Raw genomic sequence first — 18,040 nt, forward strand, 5'->3', positions numbered from 1 at the left:
CCCAGAGCACGCACCAGACGCCGCGCGGCCGCCCTGCGGGCGTGGGGGTCCCCCCGGCCGAAGGCTGGGGGAGGGAGTTTGAAGACACGCCCTAGAGGCGCACGCGCAGCGGCACGGAAAGGGGCGCTGGGGCGACAAGCGGCCCGCGTACGTGCTGCACGTACGGGAGATCCTGCGGCTGTTCCCACCACGGCATCCGCAGCAGCGAGCCCACACAGTCCCGGCCGTCGCGCACCACGTGCACGAACCGGGCGGCACAGCGGCTTCCGCGAGGCCGTCGCGACCTGGTCCCAGGCGCTGGCCGAGGCCGACAAGTGGCGGGCCGGGCTGGGCAGTTCGCGGTGGCACGAGGTGCGCTTCGAGGACCTGATTGCCGACCCGGAGGGTCAACTGCACGGAATCTGCGGCTTCCTGGGGGAGTCGTACGCGGCCGAGATGTGCGAGCCGCACCGGATGGCCGCCGTCGCCGAGCCCACCCGCAAGACCTGGCACGTCCACATCTGGGGCGAGCCGGACGCGTCACCGGCGGGGATCTGGGCAACCCGGCTGACGCCCGATCAAGTCCGGCTGTGCGACGCCGTGTTGGGGGACCGGCTCGCCTCCCGCGGATACGCGCCGGCGGGGTCCGTGCGCCCCGACCCGGCGGGGCTCTCGCGCTACCGCAAGGTGGCGGCCCGGCGCCGCGCCGCGTACGCGAAGCGGGGCCTCGTCGATCGGGCGGTGCGGCTGCGCGAGCGCGGAGCCCTGAACGACCTGCGGCGGGTCGTCTGAGGCCGCCCTCCTCCATCGACGGGCCGCCGCTCGTTGCGTACGCCCGTACGCAACGATATGTACACTCGTACGCATGGGATACGTGATGCTGGCCGGGGCCATCGCCGCCGAGGTGGCCGCCACCACGGCCATGAAGTACAGCGAGGGCTTCAGCCGGCTCTGGCCCTCGCTCGTCACCGTCACCGGCTATCTGATCGCGTTCGCGCTGCTCGCGCAGACCCTGAAGACCGTGCAGGTCGGGACGGCGTACGCGATCTGGGCCGGCGTCGGCACCGCCGTCATCGCCGCGATCGGCATGCTCTTCCTCGGCGAGGGGCTGACCGCGGCCAAGGTCGCGGGCATCGTGCTCGTCATCGGCGGCGTCGTGCTGCTCAACCTCGGCGGGGCGCACTGATGGCCCGGCGCTACGACCCCGAGCGGCGGCAGCGCATCATCGACGCCGCGATCCGGGTCGTCGGGGAGAAGGGCATCGGCGGGCTCAGCCACCGCACCGTCGCCGCCGCGGCCGATGTGCCGCTGGGCTCGACCACGTACCACTTCAAGACGCTCGACGACCTGATGGTGGCCGCGCTGCGGCAGGCCAACGAAGGGTTCGCCAAGGTCGTCGCCGCGCGCGGCGCCTTCCAGGACCCGGACGTCGACCTCGCCGACGAGCTCGCCGGGCTGCTGGGCGAATGGCTCGCGGGGGACCGGATCGGCGTCGAGCTGGAGTACGAGCTCTACCTCGCCGCGCTGCGCAGGCCCGCGCTGCGGCCCGTCGCCGCCGAGTGGTGCCAGGCGCTCGCCGAGGCCCTCGCCGGGCGCACGGACCCCGTCACCGCGCGGGCGCTCGTCGCCCTGATGGACGGGATCTCGCTGCAAGTCCTGCTCACGGGCGGGGAGTTCGACCCCGCGTACGCGCGGGAGATGCTGGCGCGGCTGATCCCCGAGTCTTGAGGGCCCCAGGCGTGAACCATTCCGCCGCGTGCGGGGAACTACGGGTGACAGGCTCGACTCCCGCCCACGGACGGAGGCCCCGTGACCGGACCACCCGTGACCGGACCGCCCTTCACCGGACCACCCGCGCCCGATCCCGGTGACGACGGCGACGCGCAGGTCATCGAAAGCTCCCTGAAGCAGCCCGAGCTCTTCGCCCGGCTCTACGACCGGTACGCGCCCGACATCCACCGCTACGCCGCGCGCCGCCTCGGCCCGCACGCGGCCGACGACATCACCGCGGACACCTTCCTGACCGCGTTCCGCACGCGCGCCCGGTTCGACACCGACCGGGCCAGCGCCCGGCCGTGGCTCTACGGGATCGCCGCGCACCTCATCGGCAAGCAGCGCCGCGGCGAGGTACGGGCCCTGCGCGCGCTCGCCAGGACCGGGCGTGACCCCGTCGCCGCCTCCTGGGTCGACGACACCTGGGTCGACGACGCCGACCGGCGCATCGCCGCGCAGGGCCCGCTGGCCGACGCGCTCGCCGCGCTGTCGGGGGCCGACCGGCACGTGCTGCTGCTCGTGGCCTGGGCCGATCTGACGTACCAGGACGTCGCCGAGGCGCTCGGCATCCCCGTCGGGACCGTGCGGTCCCGGCTCAACCGGGCCCGCCGCAAGGTGCGGGCCGCGCTGGGCGACAACCCGGCGTTCGTGACCGACGTACCGGAGGTGACGTGACCGTGCGGATCGACGAGACCAGCGAGCGGGACGGGATGGACGACAGGGGCGAGATGGGTGCGGTGCGGGCCTTTCGCGACGAGGCCCCCGGCGCCGACCGGGCCAGGATCGCCGCGGGGCGGCGCGCCCTGCTCGACGGGATGGGCGCGGCCCGGCGCCGCGGGCGGCCGCGGGCCGACTGGCGCCTGGCCGCCGTCGGCGCGGCCGCGGCGATCACGGCGGCCGCGGTCGTCGGCCCCCAGCTCCTGAACGACGACGGCTCCGCGCTGCCCGCCGCCCCGCCGCCCGCGTACGTCCTCGACCTCGGCAATGCCGCACCGGTGCTGCGCGAGGCCGCCGACGCCGTGGCCGACGACCCGGTGCCACAGCCGCGGGCGGGGCAGTGGGCGTACCGGAAGGACTACGAGATCCGGGCGCAGGAGGACGGTCCCGGGGAGGAGAAGGGCGGGCCCCGCGAGACCGAGCACTGGTACGCGTACGCGGACCCGCAGTTCGAGAACGGGGCGTCCGGCGACGACCACTCGCCGCGCGAGATGTTCCGGTTCCTGGCCGACCTGCCGGGCGACGACCCGGCCGAGGTGAAGCAGCGCGCCCGCGACTTCTTCCAGGGCGGGGACGACGGCGAGAGCAAGGTGCAGCACGAGTACCGCGCCCTGACGGTCCTCGTGTCGCGGGCGAACCCGGTCGATCCCGAGGGCCTGGCCGCCGTCTACCGGGCGTTGGCCACGATCCCCGGCGTACGGGCCGTGCGCACGACCGACGCGCTCGGCCGCGACGCCATCGGCATCATGCTGCCGGACGAGCGGACGCCGAACGAGCGCGCGCTGGTGTTCCTCGACCCCGCGACCTGCCGCTACAGCGGTGACGGGCTGCTCAAGCGGTACGGCGACCACTGGAAGTCGGTGAACGAGCCGAACCGGGCCCGGGCCCTGATGGCGTCCGGGCTCGTCGACGAGGAGGGGGAGCGGCCCGCCGAGTGAGACGGGGTCCGTGCTGGTTGGCCTCGGCGACCCCGTGCCGGTTAGGTTGCCCTCATGACCGACACCACACCTTCTTCCCTCGCAGGTCCCCGCTCCACCGGCGCCGTCGCCGCAGGCCTCGCCACCGTCACCGCCGACGGCACCGTTCTCGATACCTGGTTCCCCGCCCCCGAGCTCGTCACTGAGTCTGCCGCGGGCCATGGCCCGGCCGGGTCCGAGAAGCTCTCCGCCGAGAAGGCCGTGGAACTGCTCGGCGAGGGGGCGGCCAAGGCGATCGGCCCCGACGCCCGGCGCGGTGTCGAGATCGTGGCCGTGCGCACGGTCATCGCCTCCCTCGACGACAAGCCGCTGGACGCGCACGACGTGTACCTGCGTCTGCACCTGCTCTCCCACCGCCTGGTCAAGCCGCACGGCGTGAACCTGGACGGCCAGTTCGGCTTCCTCGCCAACGTCGCCTGGACCTCGCTCGGCCCGGTCGCCGTCGACGACGTCGAGAAGGTCCGCCTGAACGCCCGCGCCGAGGGCCTGCACCTCCAGGTCACCTCGATCGACAAGTTCCCGCGCATGACCGACTACGTCGCCCCCAAGGGCGTGCGCATCGCCGACGCCGACCGCGTCCGCCTGGGTGCGCACCTCGCCGAGGGCACCACGGTCATGCACGAGGGCTTCGTGAACTTCAACGCCGGCACGCTCGGCACGTCGATGGTCGAGGGCCGCATCTCCGCGGGCGTCGTCGTCGGCGACGGCTCCGACATCGGCGGCGGCGCCTCCACCATGGGCACCCTGTCCGGCGGCGGCAACGTCCGCATCGTCATCGGCGAGCGCTGCCTCGTCGGCGCCGAGGCGGGCGTCGGCATCGCCCTCGGTGACGAGTGCGTCGTCGAGGCCGGCCTGTACGTCACCGCGGGCACCCGCGTCACGATGCCCGACGGCCAGATCGTCAAGGCCCGCGAGCTCTCCGGCGCCTCGAACATCCTCTTCCGCCGCAACTCGGTCACCGGCACGGTCGAGGCCCGCCCGAACAACGCGGTGTGGGGCGGCCTGAACGAGGTCCTGCACAGCCACAACTAGCCCGCGGCGGAGACCAGTTCCTCGTACGCAGTCAGCAGCCCGTCGGTCACCTCCTGACCGGCGGGCTGCAGCGGTTGGCGCACCGGACCGCCGCCCGGCAGGCCGAGGGCGTCGAGCAGGGCCTTCACCGTGACCGTGCCCGGCAGGCCCGACGCCATCGTCAACTCCGTGAGCGGGACGGTGAGTTGCTGGCGGCGTGCGGCCTCGGCCGTGTCGCCCGCGTCGTAGGCGTCGAGGATCGCGCGGAAGGCGGCGGGTGCCGCGTTCGCCACCGTCGAGACATAGCCCGCACCGCCGAGCGCGTACAGGGCGAGCACGTACTCGTCGCAGCCCGTGTAGTACGCCAACTCCGTCTCCCGCATGACCTTTTGCGTACCGAGCAGGTCGTACGCGCAGTCCTTCACGGCGACGATCCGGGGGTGCTCCGCCAGGCGCAGCATCGTCTCCGGCTCGATGCGGGTGCCGGTGCGGCCCGGGATGTCGTACAGCATCACCGGCAGGTCCGTCGCGTCCGCCAGCGTACGGAAGTGCGCCTCCACGGCGTCCTGCGGCGGCCTGCTGTAGGAGGGCGTCACCGCCAACAGGCCGTCCGCGCCCGCCTGTTGGGCCTCCCGCGCGAGGGCGAGGGTGTGTGCGGTGTCGGACGTGCCGATGCCGGTCAGCACGGACGCCCGGCCGTCCACGGCCTCCCGCACCGCTCGCACCAGGTCCGCCTTCTCGGCATCCGTCGTCGTCGGGGACTCGCCCGTCGTGCCGGACAGCACGAGCCCCTCGCAGCCCTCGGTGACCAGCCGGTCGGCCAGCTTCTGTGCTGTGCCGAGGTCGAGGGCGCCGGTCGGCGCGAAGGGCGTGACCATGGCGCACAGGGCGCGGCCGAAGGGGGCGGTGTCGGTGTCGTTCATGGAGGTAGTCTCGGCCGCCCCGTTGTGAAGCTCCACTTAAATCTTCTACGAGATACTGCGGAGCCCTGCTGAAGAGTGGCGCGGGTATGCGGTCTGTTTCAGTCGTTCTTGAGGGGATTTGGCCGAGAGGAGGGCTCCAGGGCACCCGCCCGGAATCCGATGAACTGCACAGAAGAGTCAGACCAGTTCATAAGGGGTTCGGGGTGCGAGAGGTGGCGTTGGCGCTGACCATGCCCGTGCTGATGTGCGCGAGCGGGATCTATGCGGCGGGCGAGGCGTGGTGGCGGCGCAGGCATCCGGCGCCGCCGCCCTACTCGCAGGCGGGGCTGCGCCGGGCGGGGGAGCGGGCGGTCGCGGTGGCCGAGGCGGTGGTGGCCGACGAGTACGCGCTGCTCAGCGGTGACGCCGAAGGCACTGGTGCCAAAACGGGCGGGATGCGCCACCATGAGAGGCCGTGAGCGTGAGTGACGACCTGTTCGACAGGTCCGTCGGTTCCGACAGGGGAGGCACCATGAGGCTCGGCAAAGCACTCGCCACCGGATACGCCGAAGAAACTCCGCAGGACACCAATGCGGAGCCCGATGTCCCGGAGCTCGAAGTCATCGACGTGGAGCGGGAGTTGACCCCCGAACCCGTCGGGGTCCCGGCCGCCCGGTGAGGCCGCGGCTCCCCGAGGAACGTCCGACGGAGCCGCCCACCGGATACAAGATCGCCCACCCCGTGCTCGACGCGGACGGTGGGCGCGCCGGTTTCCTGGGAGTCTCCCTCGGCGCGGCCGCGCCCTACCGCGTGCTCGACGTGGCGCGCTGCGTCTACGGGCGCCGCCACCGCGCCCCGCACCGGCGCTGCGACTGCGGCTTCCACTGTGTGCACGAACGACGGGTCGCCGAGGGCCTGTTGGTCCATGCCGAGCACCGCAGGGCCGTGCTCCTCGAGGTCGGCGTCCTCGGCTCCTACATCCGCTTCGAGCACGGCTTCCGCTACGAGCGCCAGCGCGTGCGCACCGCGACCGTCGGGCCCTGCCCGTGCGGGGCGGCGGCGTCCGTGCTCGCCGACGCGGGGTGGGGCAGGGACGGGCGCCGCGTGCTGGAAGCGGCGTGCCGCGGGTGTGCGGGGGCGCGGCCGCGCTGGACCCTGCAGACGTTCGCCCGGCTCGCCGGGGACGGGCTCACCGTGCGGGCGGCGCCGGGCACGGAGGCGACGGGCGAGGCGCCCGGCATGCCCGAACTGGTCGCGGAGGCGGCGCTGCTGCAGGCCAGGCTCGACTGGTTCCAGGGCCAGTTGGCGCGCCTGGGCAAGGCCATGGGCGGCGGCGGTGCACCACCGGGGAGGCGCTGACCCGGGGCATCTGGCATGATCGGCGGCGGCGCGCGACAGGGTCACCAGCTGCAGGGACCCGGAGAAACATCAACATGAGCACAGAGCAGCGCGTCGCGCTGATCACGGGATCGTCCTCGGGCATCGGCGCCGCCGTCGCCCGCCGGTTCGCCGCCGACGGACTGCGCGTCGTCGTCAACTCCGCCCGCTCGGTCGCCGCGGGCAAGCAGCTCGCGGCCGAACTGCCCGACGCCGTCTACGTCCAGGCCGACGTCTCGGACCCGGACCAGGCCGAGGCGCTGGTGCGGGCCGCCGTCGACGCGTACGGGCGGCTCGACGTCCTGGTCAACTGTGCGGGCACCACCGAGTTCATCCCGCACGACGACCTGGCCGCCGCGAGCCCCGAGGTGTGGCGCCGCCTGTACGACGTGAACGTCATCGGCGTCTGGCAGACGATCGTCGCCGCGGTGCCGCACCTGAAGGCGAGCGGTGCGGGAGCCGTCGTCACCATCTCCTCGCAGGCCGGCGTCAGGCCCGGCGGCAGCTCCATCCCGTACTCCGTCTCCAAGGCGGCCGTGAACCACATGACGCGGCTGCTCGCCAAGACGCTCGGCCCGGACGGGATCCGGGTCAACGCGGTCGCGCCCGGCATGATCGACACCCCCTGGTTCGAGGGCGTGGAGGGCATCGAGGACAGCATGCGCGAGGTCGCCTCGGCCCTGCCGCTGCGCCGCGTCGGCCGCCCCGACGACATCGCGGGCGCCGTCGCCGACCTCGCCCACTCCGCGTACATCACGGGGGAAGTGCTGCTGGTGGACGGGGGCGGACACCTGCTGTAGCCCGGGCCCCGCTCCGTACCGAACATATTCCTCGCCTGGACAAAGAGAGTTCTTTTCGGTGGGGCGGTGGAGTCATGTGGGACGTCACCGTCATCGAGGACCCGGCCGCCGCGGCGATGCTCGCGCCCAAGGTCGGCCTGGTGCGGCAGAAGGTGAACTATCACCTGAAGGCCCTGGAGAAGCACGGCCTCGTCGAGCTCGCGGGGGAGCGGCGCAAGGGCAATGTGACCGAGCGGCTGATGCGGGCGACCGCCGCGTCGTACGTGATCTCGCCGGTCGCGCTCGGCGCCGTACAGCCGGATCCGGACCGGGCCCGCGACCAGCTCTCCGCGCGCTGGCTGCTCGCGCTCGACGCCGAGGGGGGCCGCGACCACCGCGTGGTGATCGCGCTGCACCCCAAGCTCAAGGAGCAGACGGCCGACGCGCCCCAACTTCCCGCCGCACGGCAGGAATTGACGGAGTGACACCCATGACCGAGAACACCGCAGGCAGCGGCAAGGAATTCGAGATCCCCCGCGAGTTCGAGGTCGGTGCCTCGCCCGAGCAGGTCTGGGACGCCGTCACGAACGGCACGGCGGGCTGGCTGTGGCCCAGGCGCTGTCGCCGCCGTCGCGGGGCTCGATCGTGTAGTCGAGCTGGTTGACGGTCGGCCGTGCGCTCGGCCTGTCCGACGACACCGCCGAGGGCACGCGCGGCCGGGGCCCCTGGGGTGCGCCCGTCGGCATCAGCGTCCATGACTTCGCGCAGGACGCCGATGCCGCGCGGACCGAGGCGGAGTGGAGCGAATGGCTCAACTCCCTGTTCTCCTGAAGGAGTTACGGGGGGAGTTACGGGCGCAGGCGCAGCACCTGCGGGTCGTGGTCGCTGATCTGGTCGTGGAACTCGCTGTTGATGTGCACGCTGTCGTACGCGAACGCGTCCTTCCAGCGGATCGACGGGCTGATCAGGATCTGGTCGAGGACCTGGCTGTTGCCCTGGTAGTCGTACGTGTAACGCTCGTTCTTCGGCAGGGACTTGATCGCCGACCAGAGCGCTCCGCCGGCCTCCAGGCGCTGTGCCGTGCCCGAGAACTCGAAGTCGTTGATGTCGCCGAGCGTGATGACGTCCGCGTTCTGCTGGACCGCGAGGATGTCCTTCACGAAGGCGTTCACCGAGTCCGCCTGCGCGTGGCGCTGCGTCTCCGAGCTGCGCGTCGGCGGCTGGTACTGCGAGGTCAGACCCTGGTCGCCGCCCTTCGACGCGAAGTGGTTGGCGATCACGAAGACCGTCTTGCCGCGGAAGGTGAACTCGCCGGCCAGCGGCTTGCGGCTGCTCTTCCAGGCCGTGTTGGCGGGGTCGATGCGGCCGGGCGACGCGGTGAGCGCCGCCTTGCCGTGCGCGGAGGTCACGCCGACGGGCGTCGTCGCGTCGCCGCCCGCGCGGTCGGTGAACGAGACCCGCTCGGGGTTGAACAGGAACACCTGGCGGATGTTGCCGCCGGGCTCGCCGCCGTCCGTGTCGTTCGTCGGGTCGATCGAGCGCCAGTCGTACGTCGGGCCGCCCGCCGCGACGATCGCGTCGATCAGCTTGTTCACCGTCACGTCGGCGGCGACCGTGCCGTCGTCCTTCGCCCCGTTGTTGTCCTGGATCTCCTCCAGGGACACGATGTCGGGCGACTGCAGGTTGTCGACGATCGCCGCCGCGTGCTCCTCGAACGTGGCGTCGGTCGGGTCGAGGTTCTCCACGTTGTACGTCGCCACGGCCAGCTCGTTCGACTTCTGCTTCCGCGTCGTCTCGCGGGCGAGTCCCGACTGCTTCAGCGTGCCCAACTCCCGTGCTACCAGCGTGTATCCGCCGAAGGAGTTGTAGTCGAGCGGGCCCTCGGTGGTGCCGGACAGGACGTCGCCGACGTCGGCCACGGGGAAGGCGGCGGTCGTGCCGAGCGACTGGATCTGGAGGCGGCCGGTGTTCTGCGACTCGTACGAGCCGTAGCGGGTGCCGCCGCGCTTCGTGGCGTTCTCGTGCGGCTTGACCGTGACCCACAGCTCCGCGTACGCGTCGGAGGCGGTGACGACGCGGGACGCGCCGACCTTCACGTTCTGGCCCTCGAGCGACTCGTAGTAGTCGAGGGCGTACTTCTTCGGCTGCAGGGTGAGGCCGTTGACCGAACCGTTCGCCGCGGCGTCGCCCGCGGGCGCGTACGCGGCCGGGACGGACTTCGCGGTGATCGTCGTGACCGGCACCGCGTTGCCGGACGAGACCACGGTCACCGTCGGCTTGGTGATCTCGGTGAGCGACTGGTTGCCGGACGAGGCGCCGCCGGGCACGTACTCGGTGACCGTGCCCGAGACCGTCACCGCGTCGCCCGCCTTGACGGTCGGCGCGGAAGAGGTGAAGACGAAGACGCCCTCACTGGTGGCCGGGTCGGCGTCCGGCGTCGTGTCCTGGAACCAGAAGCCCTTGGACGAACCGTACGTGCGGACCCCGGTGACGACCCCGGCCACGTCCGTGACCTGCTGCCCCGCGAGCGGGGATGTCCGGGTGGAGCCCTGGATGTCGTGGATGGCCACCGTGGCCGCGTGGGCGGGCGCCGTCGCGACGACGGCGTAGGTCGCGCAGCTCGCGGTGGCGACGGCGAGCGCGGCGAGCCGGTGGCGGGTGAGCGGGGACGCGGGCTTGGACTTGCTCGGCAAGGGGATCCCTCCGGGGACGTGCGAGTGGCGAGCGCCGGGACGAGGGTGGAACGTGGGCGTGAGCGGGCGGGTGTGGCGGTGGGGCGCCGACCCGTTCTGCGTCTGCTTCTTCATCTGCGCGGTTCACTTCTTCATCTACGCGCGTCAATCTCTTTCGTGGGCCGGGGAGTTGTCAAGGTTTCGGGGATGACTCTCGGGCGACCGAAACCTGACGGGTACATGAACCGGGCAGCAAAGGGTCAAATCCGTCTACGCTGAGCCGTCGCAACGTATGACTCTTGTACGGCCCTGAGGAGAACCAGCCGATGTCAGACAGCTCCCCCCTGCCGCCGGTCCGGCTGCCCGCCGAAGCGGAGCTGGCGCGGGACGCCCTTGCCACCCCCCTCCTGTCGCGCGCGGCCAAGCTCGCCCGCTGGGCCGGGCCCGAGACGCGGGTCGAGGCGGGCGGCGACCTCGTCGAGGAGCAACTGCCCGCCGCCGCGGCCGAGCTGGGCCTGACCGACGACGAGGACGGGGCCGCGTACGCGAGCGAGGCCTGGCGCATCGCCGTCGACACCGGTCTCGTGGAGGTCGTGGACGAGGATGCCGAGGGGCACGGCACCGTCACCGTCGGCGAGGAGCTCGGCAGCCTCACCTCCGGCGCCCCCGCGGACGTCCTCGCCGTGTGGCTCGGCGCGCTCGACACCGTCCTCGCGGACGCGAGCGTGCCCGACCTCGACGACCTGGTCGACGCGATGGACCTCGAAGGCGGCTCGGGCGAGATCGACTTCTCGCAGCTGGACTGGGACCCCGAGGCGGAGGCCGAGTTCCTGGAGGGCGTGCTCGGGAACCTGTACCTGCTGACCGTCGCGGAGGGCGGAGCGGGCGAGGGGCCCGTGCCGCTGCCCGCGCTCGCCGCGTCGATGATCGTGCCCGACGACATGGGTGAGCCCACCGACGACGTCCTCGAACAGGTGTCGGACGCGATGATGCGCCTCGACGACCAGTTCCGGCTGCTCGACCCGGTGGGGCTCGTCGAGTTCCAGCCGGTCGACGAGGCGCTCATGGCCGACCTCGACGACGCGGAGGCGGCCGCGGCGGCCGAGGCCGTCGACGAGTCCGACGTCTCCCGGTACGGCATGGTGCGCCTCACCCCGCTCGGCCTGTACGGGATCCGCGCGCGGATGCTGGAGGCCGGCGTGGACGCGCCCGCCGTCGGGGACCTCGCCGACAAGGGGGCCGACGTGCTGCTCGACGGCACGTCCTGGTTCCCGCAGGCGGCCGCCCAGGCCGAGATCGAGCAGTGGCTCGCCCGGCGCGAACCGCTGGGCGCCGCACGGGAGTTGCTCGCTGCCGCGGGCGGTGGCGACGAGGGCGCACCACTGCGCCGGCTGCGCTGCCAGCAGGCCCTGTCACTGGTCGGCACCGAGGCCGAGCCGGCCCTGCGCGAGGTCCTGGACGACGCGGAGCTCGGCGGCCTCGCCCGCGTCTGGCTCGCCGAGCACGGCGCGGCGGACGTGCCCGCGCCCTCGGAGGACCTGGTCTTCTGGCTGACCGTCGACACGATCGCGGCGCAGCTCTCCCTGGAGGGCAACTCCGAGGAGCTGCAGGCCCTGGTCGAGGGCCTCGCCGCGCAGCACAGCGGCTTCTTCGCGGCGGCCTGGCGGGTCGAGCACCCGGCCACGGCCGACGTCCTGGAGGCGATGGGCCGCCTCCACCCGGACAAGAAGGTGGCGAAGGAGGCCCGCAAGGCGGCCTTCAAGGCACGTTCGGCGCAGAGCTAGCTCCACCACGAATGGCGGTGGCCCGAACTCCCGGCAAAATGACGGGAGTTCGGGCCACCCTTCGTGTGGTCAGCACAGATACCGCGTCGTGTGCTTGAACGAGGACGTCGCCCCGTCGAAGCCGTACGTGCCCCGGTACGCCGGCGGGTTCTGGTACTCGCCGACCACCGTGATGGTGTTGGCGCAGGACCCCTGACCGGACCGCTTCGCGTCGATGCGGATCGTGTCGCCGATGAAGCCGCCCGTGATGTCCCACGGCGCGCCGCAGATGCCGGACGTGATCTGGCCGCCGGTCACCACGTACGGGTGCGTGTTCGGGTTGATCTTCGCGGTGATGGCGAAGGTGACCGTGCCGTTGTTGAGTTCCAGCTTGCAGTCGACCGACACCGCCTGCGCCGAAACGTCCTGTTGCGCGGCGAACGCCTCGTCGCGCGTCTTGACCTCCGCGCCCTGCGGGTTGTGGAACCGGTGCTCGGTGCGGGACTGGCTCTTTTGCTTCCGTGCCTGAGTGGTCATGGACCGACCTCCCTTCGAAGGTGCGCGAGTCAGGCGAGCTGCTCGGAGATCTCGACGCGCAGCAACGCGCGCACGTTCTCGATGTGGTTGAGGATCGTGACCTGCGACGAGCCGGCGAACAGCAGGCCGAGCGCCACGTTGTCGAGCGAGGTCACCAGGGATCCGGAGTCGCCGCCCGCCGACATGTTCGTCGTGAGGATCTGGTCCTTGAAGCGGGCCGTGCCGGCCGTGCCGTAGTTGACGTCGACCGTCGCGTCGACCGCCATGATCCGGCCGAAGGAGATGTTCGTCGTGCGGCCCGTCTTCTTCACGAGGTCGCCGACCGCGACGTTCGCCTTGCGGCGCCAGGCGCGCGGCGCACCGCTGAAGTACTGCTCGCGCGTGGCGTCCTGGAACTGGACCTCGCCGAGCGCGCAGTCGACCACGTTGTTGTGCTGGTCGATCGGCGTCTGCGGGGCGAACTGGATGGTGATGAACCGGGACAGCGTCGCGATGCGGTCCGCGGGGTTGGTGCCGCCGTCGAACGCGCCGGGCTGGATGATGGCGCTGCCCAGCTGCGCCCGGTTGGAGTCGGCGAGCACGTGGTTGTTGGACAGGACGTAGAACTTCGCCGGGGTGCCGAGGCCGGGACCCGGCGGGTCCACGGTGGCGCCGGGCAGGAAGTCGTAGACCACGCTGCCGAGGGTGCCCGCGGTGATGGCCACGTTGCCGATCGAGAAGCCGGACGGGCACGGGCGCATACGGCGTACGAGGACCTGCGGCTCGAAGGTCTGCAGACCGCCGAACTCCTCGAGGGTCGGCTGGCTCATGCCGCCGAGCTGCTGGGAGACGCCGCCGTCGGGGCCGTAGGAGATGCCCTCCTGCGAGCGGCCGCCGGAGGGCCTCGACTGGCGCCGCTGGGCGGAGATCTGGCCGACGGCCACGATGTCGGTGGGGGTGCCGTCGTCCATCTGACGTGGAATCACATCGCGTTCGGGCAACAGCGATTCGGGTACCTTCTGGGTCACGAAGACGAGGACGGCCGGCTCTCCGGTGGGCTGTCCGTCCGTCCACTTCACGCCGTGGCCGAAGCCGACCACGTTCGACAGCGGCGCCTCGCGCCGCAGGAAGTCACTGGTCGCCTGTTGGCGGGAGCTGTCGCTGAGCTGACCGCCGGCGGGTCCTCGCATCAATTCGGGCTGGCTCACGCCAGACCACCTCTTCCCCTGACTCTGCTTGCAGGGATCCCCTCAGGACTCACGGCTCAATGGCTCAACTAGCCGTCCTGGGCGTGGACTTCACCGATCGCGAGCACGCGAACCGGTACGCCGTCGAGTTCGTCGGGAACCACGTCTTCCGCGCGGAGCCGGTCGCGGGGCACTTTCCGGGTGACGAAGACGACGATCACGTCCGCGCCCGAGTGCTCGTCCCTTCCGGTACCGACTCCGGTGACATTGGCCAGCCTCATCAGCCGGCCCTCGTGGAGGCTGCGTGCCTGACGTGCGTCCACTCGGCTCGCCTCCCCCTGCGGGTGATGCGGTGATGCGTGATGCACGTAGGGCCTGTCTATTGCGGTACGGCAGGGTGGTCAAGGCGTTCTGCGTGAAATCTTGGGATTGGACAGGAGGTGCGCCTGTTGACCTTCTTTACGAAGATTCTTCCCACCGCGGGCGGCAAGCGCTGTCATGTGCGCAGGTACGAGGCCCCGTTGAGATCGAGCACGGTTCCCGAGGCCCACTGCGCCCCGGGCGACGCCAGCCACAGCACGGCCCCGGCGATCTCGTCCGCGGAGGCGACCCGGCCGAACGGGCTCTGCGCCCGTACTTCATCCGTCAACCGGTACGCCACCCGCTCCGTCTCGATGAACCCGGGCGCCACCGACGCCACTGCGATCCCGTGCGGCGCGAGCGCGACGGCGAGGGACTGACCGAGCGCGTGCACGGCGGCCTTCGTCGCCCCGTACGCGGGATGGTCGGGCTCACCCTTGAAGGCGCCGCGCGAACCGACGTTGACGATCCGGCCACCCGTGCCCTGCTCGATCATCCGGTGCGCGGCGAGATGACTCAGATTCGCCGTGCCGAGCAGATTCACCGCGACGTGCCGCTGCCACAGCTCCGACCACGCGTCGTACGTGGTGGTCGCGGGCGGGTGCGGCAGGTTCACGGCCGCGTTGTTCACGAGTACGTCGATGCCGCCGAGGCCCTTCGCCGCCCGCTCGGCGACGGACGCCGCGCCCGCCGGATCGGAGACGTCCCCGCCGACGAGGACGTGCCCGTCCCCGGCGAGCGAGCCGAGCGTGGCCCGCGCCTCGTCCTCCCGAGACCCGAAGTGGACGGCGACCCGGTCCCCGTTCGCCGCGAACGCCTGCGCCAGGGCCCGGCCGAGTCCCCGCGACGCACCGCTCACCAGCACGCGGCGTCCGCTCTCCGCAAGGTTCACTGAAGTCATGGAAGCGGGCCCCTCGACGTTGGACGGTGTTCAACTGCCGTTTATACGCGAGCGAGACCGTGTGGCCGAAACGGGGTCCGCCACGCCCCCACAACGACCGACCTCGCCCTCCATCGACCTCCATCGACCTCCATCGGGAGACAGCCAGCATGTCGCTCACTCGCAGGGACTTCGCCAGACGCTCCGCGGCCACCGGCGCGGGCGTCGCACTCGCCGGCTCCGTCGGCGCGCTCGCCACCGCGCCCGGCGCGCTCGCCGCGACCGACACCGCCGACGCCACCGACCAGCAGGACGCGGACCGGCACGGGCACGGCCACGGTGTGGGCTACGGCCCGCTGCTGCCCGACCCCAAGGGCCTGCTCGCGCTGCCCGCCGGATTCTCGTACAAGGTCATCACGTACAGCGGCAGGACCAAGCTGGAGTCCGGCGAGTTCACGCCGTCCAACCACGACGGCACCTCCACCTTCGAGGGGCCGCGCGGCACCACCCTCCTCGTCAACAACCACGAGCTGGCCCGCGCCCGCGCCGACTGGCCGCACCCGGTGCCGCTCATCGACGGCCTCGTCTACGACCCGGGGGCGGCCGGCGGCTGCACGGTCGTCGAGGTGCGCCGCGGCGGCGAGGTCGCCGAGTGGGTCGGCATCGCCGGCACCGCCACCAACTGCGCGGGCGGCAACACCCCGTGGGGCACCTGGCTGACCTGCGAGGAGACCGAGGACAAGGCCGGCGTCTACGGCTTCACCAAGGACCACGGCTACGTCTTCGAGGTCGACCCCTACGACCGCCGTGCCAACCAGGCCCCGAAGCCCATCAAGGCGTTCGGCCGCTACGCGCACGAGGCCGTCGTCATCGACCCCAAGCGCGGCCACGCCTTCCTCACCGAGGACGCCTCGGGCCCCAACGGGCTGCTCTACCGCTGGGTTCCGCCGCACGGCTTCCACCACGGCCGCGGCAAGCTGCGCACCCTCGCCGACGACGCGGGCGTGCTGCAGGCGACCCGCTGCTTCGACTCCGGCGGCCGCTTCGTGGACGACCTGTCGCGTGCCACGAAGCTCGGCACGGTCTACGGCGTCGACTGGGTCGACGTGCCCGACCGCGACGCCAGGACGGTCTCCGTCCGCAAGCAGTTCAAGGACGGCGAGGTCACCCGCGCCCGCAAGCTCGAGGGCATGTGGTGGGGCGACGGGGGCGTCTACATCGTCTCGTCGTACGCCCGCGCGGAGAGCCCCGTCCAGCACGACGGACAGGTCTGGTTCTACGACCCCAAGCGCCGCACCCTGACGCTGAAGGTCCTGCTCGGCGTGAACCCGGACCCGTCGGTCGACGGCGCCTTCGACGGCCCGGACAACATCACCGTCTCCCCGTACGGCGGCCTGGTCATCGCCGAGGACGGCGAGGGCGTCCAGCACCTGTTCGGCGCGACCGAGCGCGGGCGCACGTACCCGATCGCGCGCAACGAGCTGAACCTGGGCACCGAAGAGGAGCCCGAGTACAGCGAGTTCACCGGTGTGACCTTCTCGCCCGACGGGCGCACCCTGTACGCGAACATCCAGACGCCCGGCATCATGCTGGCCATCACGGGCCCCTGGAAGCGCCAGAAGTAGCGGAGACGGCTACTGCAGCGGGTCCACCGGCGGCGCCTCTTGTTCGGCGGCGATCCGGTGGACCCGTGCGCGCACCGCGTACCAGCCGGCCACCAGGGCGCACGCGATCGGGATCAGCATCAGGATCGTCTTGCGGCCCGGTCCTTCCCGGTCGAACCACATCATCACGATCACCGCGAGCAGGAACGCGATCGTCACCAGCTCGATCCACGGCGACGCCCACAGCCGGAACGAGGGCCGCTGCACGAGCCCCTGTCCGGCCCGCCGGACGAACACCAGGTGGCAGATCATGATCATGCACCAGGTGGAGATGACGCCCAGCGAGGCGACGTTGGTGACGATCCCGAAGGCGTCGTCGGGCAGCCACGCGTTCAGCGCGACGCCCAGCAGCGACACCGTCGACGTCAACAGGATGCCCGCGTACGGGACGTGGCTGCGGCTCATCCGGGCGGTGAAGGACGGTGCCGAGCCGGCCATCGCCATCGAGCGCAGGATGCGCCCGGTCGTGTAGAGCCCCGAGTTGAGCGAGGACATGGCGGCCGTCAGGACGACCAGGTTCATGATGCCGCCCGCCGCGGGCACCCCGATCTTCGACAGGACCGTCACGAACGGGCTCTGGTCCGAGGAGTACGCCGTCCACGGCAGCAGCAGCGTCAGCATCACGACCGAGCCGACGTAGAAGATGCCGACCCGCCACATGATCGAGTTCACGGCCTTCGGGACGACCGTCGCCGGGTCCTCCGTCTCGCCCGCCGTCACACCGACCATCTCCACGGCCGAGTACGCGAAGATCACCGTCTGCGTGATGAGGACGACGGGCAGCACACCGAGCGGGAACCAGCCGCCGTTGTCGCTGATCAGCGGCAGACCGGGGGAGTGCCCGTCCACCTTGTCGCCCGAGACGAGGAAGAAGATGCCGATCAGCAGGAACACCACGATCGCGGTGACCTTGACGATGGCGAACCAGAACTCCATTTCGCCGAAGCTCTTCACCGAGATCAGGTTCACCGTGAGCACGATGGCGAGGGCGATCGCGGCGAGCACCCACTGCGGGACCGACGTGAACATCGACCAGTAGTGCACGTACAGGGCGACCGCCGTGATGTCGGCCATGCCGGTGGTCGCCCAGTTCAGCACGTACATCCAGCCCGCCACGAACGCGCCCTGCTCGCCCAGGAACTCGCGGGCGTAGCTCACGAAGGAGCCCGACGACGGCCGGTGCACGACGAGTTCGCCGAGCGCCCGCACGACGAAGAACGCGAACACCCCGCACACCGCGTACGCGAGCGCGAGCGCGGGCCCGGCCTTGGCGAGGTTCCCGCCCGCTCCGAGGAACAGCCCCGTGCCGATCGCACCACCGATCGCGATCATGCTGATGTGGCGTGGCTTCAGCGCCTTGCTGTATCCGAGGTCGCCCGCGTCGGTGACGCCTTCGGCGGTCGTGGGGTCGTCAAGGTGGGGGTCGTGGGGGGAGTCTTTGTGCAGGTTCACGCCGGGAACTCTCGCAAAATAAATGCCTGGC

At 71.6% G+C, this 18,040-nt stretch carries 22 protein-coding genes; 15 read left to right on the forward strand and 7 right to left on the reverse strand.

What is annotated here, in order from left to right; genetic code table 11:
* Nucleotides 1–78 precede the first annotated feature (78 nt).
* The 6 genes from ACIBUY_RS37065 to dapD all read left to right on the forward strand — a co-directional run bounded on the left by ACIBUY_RS37065 (nt 79) and on the right by dapD (nt 4,478).
* Nucleotides 79–771 (forward strand): sulfotransferase, encoded by a 693-nt coding sequence (locus ACIBUY_RS37065; protein WP_365579498.1) that lies wholly within the window; start codon nt 79–81, stop codon nt 769–771.
* 73 nt (nt 772–844) lie between these two features.
* Entirely contained in the window at nt 845–1,165 is a 321-nt protein-coding gene (locus ACIBUY_RS37070) for a multidrug efflux SMR transporter (RefSeq protein ID WP_365579496.1), read from the forward strand.
* Complete coding sequence (locus tag ACIBUY_RS37075) at nt 1,165–1,707, forward strand: TetR/AcrR family transcriptional regulator (protein ID WP_399154990.1); 543 nt, start codon at nt 1,165–1,167, stop codon at nt 1,705–1,707. Before ACIBUY_RS37070 ends, ACIBUY_RS37075 begins: the two co-directional genes overlap by 1 nt.
* A gap of 81 nt (nt 1,708–1,788) precedes the next feature.
* Entirely contained in the window at nt 1,789–2,427 is a 639-nt protein-coding gene (locus ACIBUY_RS37080) for an RNA polymerase sigma factor (RefSeq protein WP_399154991.1), read from the forward strand.
* Nucleotides 2,424–3,407: a CU044_5270 family protein gene (locus ACIBUY_RS37085; protein WP_365579492.1), complete on the forward strand. Its 984-nt coding sequence runs from the start codon at nt 2,424–2,426 to the stop codon at nt 3,405–3,407. The genes ACIBUY_RS37080 and ACIBUY_RS37085 overlap by 4 nt, the downstream gene beginning before the upstream one ends.
* Nucleotides 3,408–3,461: 54 nt before the next feature.
* Complete coding sequence (gene dapD, locus ACIBUY_RS37090; RefSeq protein WP_399154992.1) at nt 3,462–4,478, forward strand: 2,3,4,5-tetrahydropyridine-2,6-dicarboxylate N-succinyltransferase; 1,017 nt, start codon at nt 3,462–3,464, stop codon at nt 4,476–4,478.
* On the opposite strand, the gene dapA is transcribed toward dapD, so the two are convergent.
* Nucleotides 4,475–5,380: a 4-hydroxy-tetrahydrodipicolinate synthase gene (gene dapA, locus ACIBUY_RS37095; RefSeq protein ID WP_399154993.1), complete on the reverse strand. Its 906-nt coding sequence runs from the start codon at nt 5,378–5,380 to the stop codon at nt 4,475–4,477. The genes dapD and dapA overlap by 4 nt on opposite strands.
* A gap of 203 nt (nt 5,381–5,583) precedes the next feature.
* On the opposite strand from dapA, the gene ACIBUY_RS37100 reads away from it, so the two are divergent.
* From ACIBUY_RS37100 to ACIBUY_RS37130, 7 genes are all read left to right on the forward strand, one after another.
* Nucleotides 5,584–5,838 (forward strand): hypothetical protein, encoded by a 255-nt coding sequence (locus ACIBUY_RS37100; RefSeq protein WP_365579486.1) that lies wholly within the window; start codon nt 5,584–5,586, stop codon nt 5,836–5,838.
* Nucleotides 5,839–5,891: 53 nt separating this feature from the next.
* Nucleotides 5,892–6,038 carry a hypothetical protein gene (locus ACIBUY_RS37105; protein WP_399154994.1) on the forward strand — a complete coding sequence of 49 codons (147 nt, stop codon included), beginning with the start codon at nt 5,892–5,894 and terminating at the stop codon, nt 6,036–6,038.
* Nucleotides 6,035–6,718 carry a hypothetical protein gene (locus ACIBUY_RS37110; RefSeq protein WP_399154995.1) on the forward strand — a complete coding sequence of 228 codons (684 nt, stop codon included), beginning with the start codon at nt 6,035–6,037 and terminating at the stop codon, nt 6,716–6,718. Before ACIBUY_RS37105 ends, ACIBUY_RS37110 begins: the two co-directional genes overlap by 4 nt.
* Before the next feature lie 74 nt (nt 6,719–6,792).
* Entirely contained in the window at nt 6,793–7,536 is a 744-nt protein-coding gene (locus ACIBUY_RS37115; RefSeq protein WP_399154996.1) for an SDR family NAD(P)-dependent oxidoreductase, read from the forward strand.
* 74 nt (nt 7,537–7,610) lie between these two features.
* Nucleotides 7,611–8,000 carry a hypothetical protein gene (locus tag ACIBUY_RS37120; protein WP_399154997.1) on the forward strand — a complete coding sequence of 130 codons (390 nt, stop codon included), beginning with the start codon at nt 7,611–7,613 and terminating at the stop codon, nt 7,998–8,000.
* Between the two features lie 5 nt (nt 8,001–8,005).
* A complete protein-coding gene (locus ACIBUY_RS37125) occupies nt 8,006–8,179 on the forward strand; it encodes a hypothetical protein (protein ID WP_365579476.1) in 174 nt (57 codons plus the stop codon).
* Nucleotides 8,176–8,346 (forward strand): hypothetical protein, encoded by a 171-nt coding sequence (locus ACIBUY_RS37130; RefSeq protein WP_399154998.1) that lies wholly within the window; start codon nt 8,176–8,178, stop codon nt 8,344–8,346. The genes ACIBUY_RS37125 and ACIBUY_RS37130 overlap by 4 nt, the downstream gene beginning before the upstream one ends.
* Nucleotides 8,347–8,363: 17 nt before the next feature.
* Here the strand turns inward: ACIBUY_RS37130 and ACIBUY_RS37135 are convergent, their stop codons facing one another.
* Nucleotides 8,364–10,208 (reverse strand): endonuclease/exonuclease/phosphatase family protein, encoded by a 1,845-nt coding sequence (locus tag ACIBUY_RS37135; protein WP_365579473.1) that lies wholly within the window; start codon nt 10,206–10,208, stop codon nt 8,364–8,366.
* Nucleotides 10,209–10,513: 305 nt separating this feature from the next.
* On the opposite strand from ACIBUY_RS37135, the gene ACIBUY_RS37140 reads away from it, so the two are divergent.
* Entirely contained in the window at nt 10,514–11,971 is a 1,458-nt protein-coding gene (locus ACIBUY_RS37140) for a hypothetical protein (RefSeq protein ID WP_365579471.1), read from the forward strand.
* 69 nt (nt 11,972–12,040) lie between these two features.
* On the opposite strand, the gene ACIBUY_RS37145 is transcribed toward ACIBUY_RS37140, so the two are convergent.
* The 4 genes from ACIBUY_RS37145 to ACIBUY_RS37160 form a co-directional block, all read right to left on the reverse strand.
* Nucleotides 12,041–12,487 (reverse strand): hypothetical protein, encoded by a 447-nt coding sequence (locus ACIBUY_RS37145; RefSeq protein ID WP_365579469.1) that lies wholly within the window; start codon nt 12,485–12,487, stop codon nt 12,041–12,043.
* A gap of 29 nt (nt 12,488–12,516) precedes the next feature.
* Entirely contained in the window at nt 12,517–13,674 is a 1,158-nt protein-coding gene (locus ACIBUY_RS37150; RefSeq protein ID WP_365579467.1) for a hypothetical protein, read from the reverse strand.
* A gap of 68 nt (nt 13,675–13,742) precedes the next feature.
* Nucleotides 13,743–13,934: a hypothetical protein gene (locus ACIBUY_RS37155; RefSeq protein WP_365579465.1), complete on the reverse strand. Its 192-nt coding sequence runs from the start codon at nt 13,932–13,934 to the stop codon at nt 13,743–13,745.
* A gap of 215 nt (nt 13,935–14,149) precedes the next feature.
* On the reverse strand, nt 14,150–14,914 hold the full coding sequence (locus ACIBUY_RS37160; RefSeq protein ID WP_399154999.1) for an SDR family NAD(P)-dependent oxidoreductase: 765 nt from the start codon (nt 14,912–14,914) through the stop codon (nt 14,150–14,152).
* Nucleotides 14,915–15,063: 149 nt separating this feature from the next.
* Here ACIBUY_RS37160 and ACIBUY_RS37165 point away from each other — a divergent pair, with 149 nt between their 5' ends.
* A complete protein-coding gene (locus ACIBUY_RS37165) occupies nt 15,064–16,518 on the forward strand; it encodes an alkaline phosphatase PhoX (RefSeq protein WP_399155000.1) in 1,455 nt (484 codons plus the stop codon).
* 9 nt (nt 16,519–16,527) lie between these two features.
* Here ACIBUY_RS37165 and ACIBUY_RS37170 read toward each other — a convergent pair whose 3' ends face one another.
* Nucleotides 16,528–18,003 carry an amino acid permease gene (locus ACIBUY_RS37170; RefSeq protein ID WP_399155050.1) on the reverse strand — a complete coding sequence of 492 codons (1,476 nt, stop codon included), beginning with the start codon at nt 18,001–18,003 and terminating at the stop codon, nt 16,528–16,530.
* Between the last annotated feature and the right edge of the window lie 37 nt (nt 18,004–18,040).

This window comes from Streptomyces sp. NPDC050085 (genome assembly GCF_044460595.1).
Taxonomy (GTDB): domain Bacteria; phylum Actinomycetota; class Actinomycetes; order Streptomycetales; family Streptomycetaceae; genus Streptomyces.

Excerpts from the sequence above, each read along its gene's own strand:
- ACIBUY_RS37155 (WP_365579465.1), bottom strand. The coding sequence starts at position 13,934 with ATGAGGCTGGCCAATGTCACCGGAGTCGGTACCGGAAGGGACGAGCAC.
- ACIBUY_RS37075 (WP_399154990.1), top strand. The coding sequence starts at position 1,165 with ATGGCCCGGCGCTACGACCCCGAGCGGCGGCAGCGCATCATCGACGCC.
- ACIBUY_RS37140 (WP_365579471.1), top strand. The coding sequence starts at position 10,514 with ATGTCAGACAGCTCCCCCCTGCCGCCGGTCCGGCTGCCCGCCGAAGCG.
- ACIBUY_RS37125 (WP_365579476.1), top strand. The coding sequence starts at position 8,006 with ATGACCGAGAACACCGCAGGCAGCGGCAAGGAATTCGAGATCCCCCGC.
- ACIBUY_RS37160 (WP_399154999.1), bottom strand. The coding sequence starts at position 14,914 with ATGACTTCAGTGAACCTTGCGGAGAGCGGACGCCGCGTGCTGGTGAGC.
- ACIBUY_RS37105 (WP_399154994.1), top strand. The coding sequence starts at position 5,892 with ATGAGGCTCGGCAAAGCACTCGCCACCGGATACGCCGAAGAAACTCCG.
- ACIBUY_RS37070 (WP_365579496.1), top strand. The coding sequence starts at position 845 with ATGGGATACGTGATGCTGGCCGGGGCCATCGCCGCCGAGGTGGCCGCC.
- dapA (WP_399154993.1), bottom strand. The coding sequence starts at position 5,380 with ATGAACGACACCGACACCGCCCCCTTCGGCCGCGCCCTGTGCGCCATG.
- ACIBUY_RS37145 (WP_365579469.1), bottom strand. The coding sequence starts at position 12,487 with ATGACCACTCAGGCACGGAAGCAAAAGAGCCAGTCCCGCACCGAGCAC.
- dapD (WP_399154992.1), top strand. The coding sequence starts at position 3,462 with ATGACCGACACCACACCTTCTTCCCTCGCAGGTCCCCGCTCCACCGGC.
- ACIBUY_RS37165 (WP_399155000.1), top strand. The coding sequence starts at position 15,064 with ATGTCGCTCACTCGCAGGGACTTCGCCAGACGCTCCGCGGCCACCGGC.
- ACIBUY_RS37120 (WP_399154997.1), top strand. The coding sequence starts at position 7,611 with ATGTGGGACGTCACCGTCATCGAGGACCCGGCCGCCGCGGCGATGCTC.
- ACIBUY_RS37115 (WP_399154996.1), top strand. The coding sequence starts at position 6,793 with ATGAGCACAGAGCAGCGCGTCGCGCTGATCACGGGATCGTCCTCGGGC.